The sequence below is a fragment of the Vulcanococcus sp. genome (genome assembly GCF_044369115.1).
Taxonomy (GTDB): Bacteria; Cyanobacteriota; Cyanobacteriia; order PCC-6307; family Cyanobiaceae; genus Vulcanococcus.
Map to the genome: position 1 here is coordinate 1 of NZ_JBIPMN010000192.1, position 4,450 is coordinate 4,450.

Sequence of the window (4,450 nt, forward strand, 5' to 3'; positions counted from 1 at the left end):
CGGCAGGGCCTCGTGGCCCTGCCGGTTCAGCTGTTGAGCCCGCTCCTGCATCCGCCGCGACATCCGCAGCAAGGGTGCTACATCCCGCAGGTAATGCAAAACCGCCCCTCGGACATGGGGGCGCGCGAAAGCCGCAAATGGCACCTGACTGGTGCTGTCATAGCGCTCTGCGGCGCGAATCAAGCCGAGAGCTGCCACCTGTTGGAGATCGTCTCGGCGCTCCCGGGTGCAGGCGGCATAGTGCCTGGCCACACTCTGAACCAGCGACAAGTGTTCGGCCACCCGCTGATTGCGCAGCTGGATGGGATCGGTTGAAAGGTGCGGCATGCGCTGGATGACTGGGCTCTCTCAGCCAAACCGCCGCCAGCGCTGGGGCGCATCCGGGAAAACACGCAATCAGCTGGCTTGTCGCGCCACCGCAGCCAGCAAAGCCAGGGGACCATGGCGTTGCAGCCAGGCGATATCGGACTCAGGGGTGATCAGCAGGGAGCCGGCAAAGCCCAAGGCATTGATGCTCATGCCTGCCCAGTGCTCCTGGCTGCGCACCACTGTCAAAAACCAGGTGGGTTCAATCACCAGGTTGTAGGGCCGCAGCGGCTGGGACTGCTGCTGCGGTGCGCCGAGCCCCAACTCCCATTGATGGCACTCATACAACTCCCGCAACTCAGCTGCCGCTGCCGGGCCACCGCAGTGCTTGCGAGGGCTGAGCCGGTAGTGCCATGGCCAGGAGGGCTGACTGCCCTGCAATTGCGCGCTGCAGGCTGAAGCCAACGGGCAGCTCGGTTCTTCATCAACGCGTGGGAGAAGCTGCAGATGCCGATGGGGTTGGCTGGCACCTGCCGCTGCACAGCTGTTGAAAAACCACAGACCGGGCGTATCGGCCTCCACATCAGCCAGGGTTTGCCAATCCAGGGCACTGAGCCAACCAGACTGAGGCTGCCAGCGTTGCGGAATCAGCAACACATGGCCGCGTTGCACAGGGAACTTGTTCAAAATGAGCACGTGCTCATCGCTGAGGCGCTCCACCTCGAGCGCTGGATCCCAGGGGAGAAACGGGTTGGGCTTGGGGCCGGCGCTGCGGAGATGTTTGGGCGTTTCAGAGAGAAGCCGGCGCAGCACGAAGGGCTCGCAACCCGGCACAACGACGATCTCCGTTTGCAAGGGCACCAGAGCACCGCAACGTTCGGCTTCCTCGGAACGGAGCAAGGCTGCATGCAGCAACCGCCCCTTGGAGCTCGCCATCAACCCGAACCCTGCCGCAACCGAGCCAGCGAGGCTCCGCGGTAGTAGTGGCCCAGGATCTCGTTGTAGCGCTGGCCGCTGCTTGCCAGAGCCTGGGCGCCGTGCTGACTCATCGACGCCCCCAGGTGGCCATGGGCCTCCATGCTGATCTCGCTGGTGGCGGCGTAAAGGCTTTCGACAATGCCGCCCTGGTAGCTGAGGATCAGCCCACGGGTCTCGGCGGCTGCCTGACGGGTGCGGGGGTGACTGCTGGCCAACCCTCGATAAGCCTGCCAACGGGTGGTGTTGCCCAGATGCCAATGGCGATTGGCCGGGCGGGCCATATGGGCCAGGGCGTAGGAGCGTGCCGCCACCGCCTGGGCCTTCAACGCCTCCAGGCTCCAGGAGCTCGGCATTTCAGCTCCGACCACCGAAGCCACGTAAGCCTCCAGTGGCAGATGATTCACCGCCAGCAGGCCTCCACTGTCGTGCAGAACCCGCACGCGGCCGTCATAGTTGTGGCCATTCACCCGCACAGCGTGCCCGGCTGACGTTTCCAGCCACAGCTCTGCCGGCAATGTCTCGGAGGCGTTCAGGTTGATCGTGTCTGCAGCCGATCCCTGGCGCAGCACGCTGCCATTGGATTTGCGCAGCCACCAGGGTCCGGAGGCGGAGAGCTGCAACTGATCGGTCTCGCGCACCACAGCCACGCGGATTTCCAGCTCCAGTGGTGTGCCCTTGGCTGGTTCCGCCAGGGCATAGCCGGCACCAGCGGTGGCCGTGCGTTCAGCGGCAACATCCTGCAGATCGTCGCGGGCTGAACCTTTGGGCACCGCATGGGGCGGTGGGCTGGCAAGCATGGCCTCAAGCAGCGGGCCGTTGATCCTCGAGCTGCCCGGCACCACTGCCTGAGCCCAGAAGCCAAGGCCCAGCGCGCCCAAGCCCATCGGAGCACCAAGCATCCAGCGCTGCCAATTCACAGACGAACAGCGAGCTGCCAGCCTTTCGGGTCGCAACCGGCTCCAGAACTGTTGATCTGCCCGTCCCATAGGAGCTGCGCGGCGCCTGTGAGCCGGACCTGACCCGGACCGACTGACTCGCACAGCATTCCACCATGGCGGGAGGAGGCTTGCCAGCCACGCACCTGGCTGCGTTGCAGCTGCTCCATCCACCATGGGGCCACCAGAGCATGCGCGGATCCGGTCACCGGGTCTTCGTCGATGCCGAGCCCTGGGGCAAAGAAGCGCAGTTGGTAGTCGCAGGGGGCTCCCATCAGTTCTGGAGCAACTCCCAGCAGCGGTTGCATCAGCACCAAACCCATCCGATCGGGCCCCTCGAGCTGTGCTGATGGGTTGTCCATTGCCGCCAAGGGTGCTTCTGCCGCAAGCAACGCCACCCGATAGCCCAGGAGTGAACCCCAGTAGCGCTCAATCGGATGGCCAAGGGTGGCGTGCAAGGCATCAGGCTGCTCCAGGGGGATCAATCCCGAGCTGGGCAGCACGAGATGGGCAACGCTGGCCATCGAGCCATCCAATCCCACCTGTAGCGCACCACTGCGGGTGGCCAGGGGCAGCGATGCGCCTGCTTCCAACAGGCCCCAATGGGCCAGGGCAAAGGTGGCGGCCAAGGTGGCGTGGCCGCAGAGCTGCACTTCGCAGGTGGGCGTGAACCAACGCAGGCGCCAGGGTCCTGTGGAGTCGCGATGCAGAAAGGCGGTTTCCGATTGCTTGAAGCTGCCGGCCAAACGCTGCATCCAATCGGCGGTGGCGGGCTGATCGAGCAGCACAACCGCCGCTCCATTGCCCTGCAGAGGCTGATCGGTGAAGGCTTCCACCAACAGGGCGGGGCTTGTTGTCATCAGGCGAAGGCCAGTTCCTCAGGCCGCAGGCCACGGCCCATCAGCTGCCGCACAGCCGCTTCGGGCTGGATCGTTCCAGCCATCAACGCTCCCACCTGTTCGCAGATGGGCAGCCGCCAGCTGTGCCGCTTAGCCAGGGAGAGCACGGCCAGAGCTGTCTGGGCCCCTTCCACAGTGGCGCCGACGCGGATGAGCGCGGCATCTCGATCGAGCCCCTCCGCCAACGCCAGCCCGAAGCGGTAGTTGCGACTGAGGGTGCTGTTCGCTGTGGCCAGCAAATCCCCCAGGCCCGCCAGGCCATAGAGGCTGGGCGCCTCGCCGCCCAAGCCCTGAATGACCAGACCCATCTCCACCAGGCCTCGGCACAGCAGTGATGCCTTGGCGTTCGCACCCAGGTTGAGGCCATCGCAGACACCGGCCGCGATCGCCATCACGTTCTTGAGGGCGCCGGCCACCTCGGTACCGACCGGGTCGCTGTTGGTGTAAAGCCGCAGGCGCTCACTGCTCAGGGTCTGCTGCAACTGCGTTGCCAGGGCCTGATCGTGGCTGGCGAGCACGCTGGCAGCAGGCAGGCCCGCGGCCAGTTCTGTAGCCAGATTCGGACCACTGAGCACCACCAGGGGGATGGCGCTCAACTGCTGCTGCCAGAGCTGACTGGGCGTGCACTGCTCTTCCAGGTCGATGCCTTTGCTGCAACTGAGCAAGGGCAAGCCGGAAGGCCAGTGGGGAGCCAACTGTTGTGCCAGCTCACGCACACCCTGAAGCGCAGTGGCCATCACCACCAGTTCGGCATCAGCCAGGAGAACGCTGGGGTCGCCTCCCTGGCGGCGGCTCCAGCCTTGAACCCGGTGGCCCTGCTCCTCGAACAGGCCCGCCAGGGTGGAGCCCCAGGCCCCAAGACCGATCACCGCGATGCGCAGGCTCATCGCGCCATCATGCGGCAGCGCTGGCGTGCTCCTGCAACAGCTCGAGCGGAATCACGTCCAACGCGCTGTGCTCGCAGGCCTCCAGCCGCACAGGCGGTGCCATGCCGTCTTCGTAGGCCTCCAGCCAACGGCCGGCGCAGACGCACCAGTGATCACCTGGCTTCAGCCCAGGGAAGCCGTACTGCGGCATTGGCGTGCTCAGGTCGTTCCCCTGGGCCCGTGTGTACGACAGAAACCGCTCATCCACCACGCAGCACACCGTGTGGCGGCCGAGATCAGCGCCGTCAGTGCGGCAGTAACCATCGCGGTACCAACCGGTCATCGGCTGGCAACCACACAACACCAACGGGTGCCCCAACACGTTCAGGGCCACTGAATCAGCGAAGGTCACAGGGGCGAACAACGGTCTGCAGAGCGGCAGTCTGACGACGGAGTGGCACAAATC

6 protein-coding genes are annotated in these 4,450 nt (G+C 65.3%); all 6 read right to left on the minus strand.

The window, feature by feature from the left end; translation table 11 throughout:
* The coding region (locus ACIQ2E_RS12695; protein WP_398331126.1) for a sigma factor at nt 1-327 on the minus strand (327 nt) is incomplete at its 3' end.
* A gap of 69 nt (nt 328-396) precedes the next feature.
* Nucleotides 397-1,242, minus strand: coding sequence for an ATP adenylyltransferase (locus tag ACIQ2E_RS12700; RefSeq protein ID WP_398331129.1), 846 nt, complete (start codon nt 1,240-1,242; stop codon nt 397-399).
* Entirely contained in the window at nt 1,242-2,183 is a 942-nt protein-coding gene (locus ACIQ2E_RS12705; RefSeq protein ID WP_398331131.1) for a SpoIID/LytB domain-containing protein, read from the minus strand. Before ACIQ2E_RS12705 ends, ACIQ2E_RS12700 begins: the two co-directional genes overlap by 1 nt.
* Nucleotides 2,184-2,197: 14 nt before the next feature.
* Nucleotides 2,198-3,079, minus strand: a complete 882-nt coding sequence (locus ACIQ2E_RS12710; protein ID WP_398331134.1) for a PhzF family phenazine biosynthesis protein — start codon at nt 3,077-3,079, stop codon at nt 2,198-2,200.
* A complete protein-coding gene (locus ACIQ2E_RS12715; RefSeq protein ID WP_398331138.1) occupies nt 3,079-4,005 on the minus strand; it encodes an NAD(P)H-dependent glycerol-3-phosphate dehydrogenase in 927 nt (308 codons plus the stop codon). The genes ACIQ2E_RS12710 and ACIQ2E_RS12715 overlap by 1 nt, the downstream gene beginning before the upstream one ends.
* 7 nt (nt 4,006-4,012) lie before the next feature.
* Nucleotides 4,013-4,408 carry a DUF2237 family protein gene (locus ACIQ2E_RS12720; RefSeq protein WP_398331141.1) on the minus strand — a complete coding sequence of 132 codons (396 nt, stop codon included), beginning with the start codon at nt 4,406-4,408 and terminating at the stop codon, nt 4,013-4,015.
* Between the last annotated feature and the right edge of the window lie 42 nt (nt 4,409-4,450).